Source organism: Daejeonella sp. (assembly GCF_044232565.1).
In the GTDB taxonomy this organism is placed as follows: Bacteria; Bacteroidota; Bacteroidia; order Sphingobacteriales; family Sphingobacteriaceae; genus Daejeonella.
Genome location: NZ_JBIILQ010000302.1, coordinates 1 through 2674, shown reverse-complemented (window position 1 = coordinate 2674; position 2674 = coordinate 1). Strand labels below are relative to the sequence as shown.

Annotated in this window: 2 protein-coding genes; both read left to right on the top strand. The window is 33.8% G+C overall.

Annotated elements, in window-relative coordinates; translation table 11 throughout:
* Nucleotides 1–1266: RagB/SusD family nutrient uptake outer membrane protein (locus ACILQF_RS12415; protein WP_395627718.1), on the top strand; the 1266-nt coding region annotated here is incomplete at its 5' end.
* Between the two features lie 40 nt (nucleotides 1267–1306).
* Complete coding sequence (locus ACILQF_RS12410; RefSeq protein WP_395627717.1) at nucleotides 1307–2329, top strand: IPT/TIG domain-containing protein; 1023 nt, start codon at nucleotides 1307–1309, stop codon at nucleotides 2327–2329.
* The last annotated feature ends 345 nt before the right edge of the window (nucleotides 2330–2674 follow it).

Below are 2674 nucleotides of genomic sequence, written 5' to 3'. Positions count from 1 at the left end.
TTAGAAAATGTGGCAAAGATGGCAAACTTAGACGCAGATCTTAAAAACAGAATTTTAGGCGAAGCCTATTTTTTAAGAGCCTGGGCCTATTTCCAATTGGTACAATTATATGGTGGCGTTCCTCTTCGTACACAATCATTGTCTGTGAGCAGTCCTGAAACAAATATCCCAAGGGCTACAGTGAAAGAAACTTATGAAGTTATCATCAAAGACTTTAAAGCTGCAGAAGAAAAGTTATTTCCATTGGGTAGTCCGAAGGCAGGAGAAGTGGGCAGAGTAAATCAAGGCCTTGCAAAAGCATTTTTAGCAAAAGTTTATTTAACGATGGCCTCAGGTTCATTAACAGGTAAAATAAGTGTTCGTGGCGGAAATGATAATGGCTATTATTCCTATGATAAAATAGTTGTCTCGGGACTTGAAGGACTAAATAGTATTCAATATTTTACTTTGGCAAGAGATAAAGCGGCAGAAGTAATAGCAAGCAAAACTTACACATTAACTCCCAGCTGGAAAGATCTATGGAGCATTGCTGGCAGAAATTCTAAAGAACATATGTGGCAACTGCAATCGCTTGCTGGAACAGCCTTTGTAAATAACTTAGGAAATTATTTTTCTGCTAGATCAAGTTTTGGTCAGGGAGCTGTTTGGACGACAAATAATCACTACGATGATTATGAAATTGAAGATAAGAGAGTTTTGGACGGTATCACGCATAATTATACCACTTTGCAAGGAACAAATATTTTCTATCCCTTTTCACAATCAGCTATATATAAAGTGGTAAACGGAATTACGTATAATAATACAAATACCACAACAAGCCAAAGAGCCTATACCATAAAATTTAGTGGTATTTCTGACCCTACTGTAGCTAATAGTGATGCTTTTTATCCACTAATGCGTTATTCGGAAGTTTTATTAATTCATGCTGAAGCTGAAAATGAAATAAATGGAGGAAGTATTGCAGCTTATGAAAGTCTTGCTTTAGTTAGAAATAGAGTAAATGCTGCTGTAGCTACAGCTGGAATGACAAAAGAGCAATTCCGGAGTTTTATTTTAGCTGAAAGAGCCAGAGAATTTAACTTAGAAGGCATTAGACGTTTTGACTTAATGCGTTGGGGAGTTTATTTACAAGTAATGAATAAAATTACAGCAGGACAAAATAATATATCTAAAGTGCGTTCTCTTAAAAATTTATTGCTACCTCTTCCATTAAATGAATTGAATTCCAATAAAGCTATTAATGGCAATAATCCAGGCTGGTAATCTATACTGATAATTAAATCATTAATAAATAATATTAAATATGAAAAAAATTCGGATATCGTTAAGCTTGTGCATATTAGCTTCAAGTTTGTTTTTTCTTTTTTCCTGCAAAAAAGAACAAATAGAAAATCAAAGTCCTCCAACATTAACAGAAGTAATAACTCTTACAGCTAGAAATGCACCAATAAAAAGCATAGGGTATGGAGAGTGGATTATTATTAAAGGGACAAATCTTAGGACAACTTTTAAAGTTGATTTTAATGGAACATTAGCTGCAGATTCTTTGCTTTATGGGAACGACTCAACGGTAACTGTTAAAATCCCATCAAGTCTGACAGATCCTATTAATAACCCTATTACGGTAACTACGAAGTATGGCTCAGCAACTTTGAACTTTCAAATACTACAACCCGCACCTGTAATTACCAGTTTTGATCCAGCTGCTGGAGGTACTGATGATATAATAACTATTAAAGGTAACTACTTTAAAGGCTTAACAGGAGTAAAGTTTGAAACTACAAATGCAACTATCATTTCGAGTACACAAACAGAAATAAAAGTTAAAGTCCCGACGGGAATTAAGTTTGGATATATTTATGTCACTACGCCAATAGGAACAGTAAAGTCTGAAAAATCATTTGGATTAAAATTTACCATTTTTGATGAAGCTATGGCTTCAGGTTGGTCTAATACATCCTACAGTAGTACATATGATATGAATCATACCACTACTGTTAGAAGAGGGATAAAAGCTATCGCACATAAATTTACCGTAGGTTTTGGTGCTGCTCGATTCACGAAGGCCACACCTGCTTTTTCTACATCGGGTTATACCCATTTAAAAATATCTATTAACGGCGGACCAGGTACAAGTGGGAAAAAAGTGAGAATTACCATAGTATCGGGTAAAAGTTTCGACTTAATTTTAACTCAGGGTGTATGGACAGATTACCAAATACCTCTAACGAATTTAGGTAGCCCTGCAACAATTTCAGCAATTACTTTTCAGGAATTTAGCGGTCTTGCCTCTCAGATTTATATTGATGATGTTGGCTTGTATTAAGTTGTAATCTAAAAGGTATTATAAAAAAAACCTTCAATTGTAATTCGTACCATTAAATGTTTCTAGAAATGTTTAATGGTACTGATTGCGATTCACCTTTTGCAATGGATTAGGATATGCAGTATTTTCATTGTAGTGAAGAGTAATCACAAGATGAAAATTCATTATAGGATTTTAAAAGACATTATTTAAATATAAAATTATAAAAAGGAAAAGGTTTATTAAAACCTTTTGGGAGTTTTGCCTAAATAGTAACAATCAAATGCTATACACCTTATGAAGATCAATAAAGTTTTTTTCATTTGCTTTTTTGGATACTTAAGTCTGGTTTCTAATAAGGCTTAT

Bases quoted from the DNA above. Each gene is read 5' to 3' on its own strand.
- ACILQF_RS12410 (WP_395627717.1), top strand. From the start codon at position 1,307: ATGAAAAAAATTCGGATATCGTTAAGCTTGTGCATATTAGCTTCAAGT.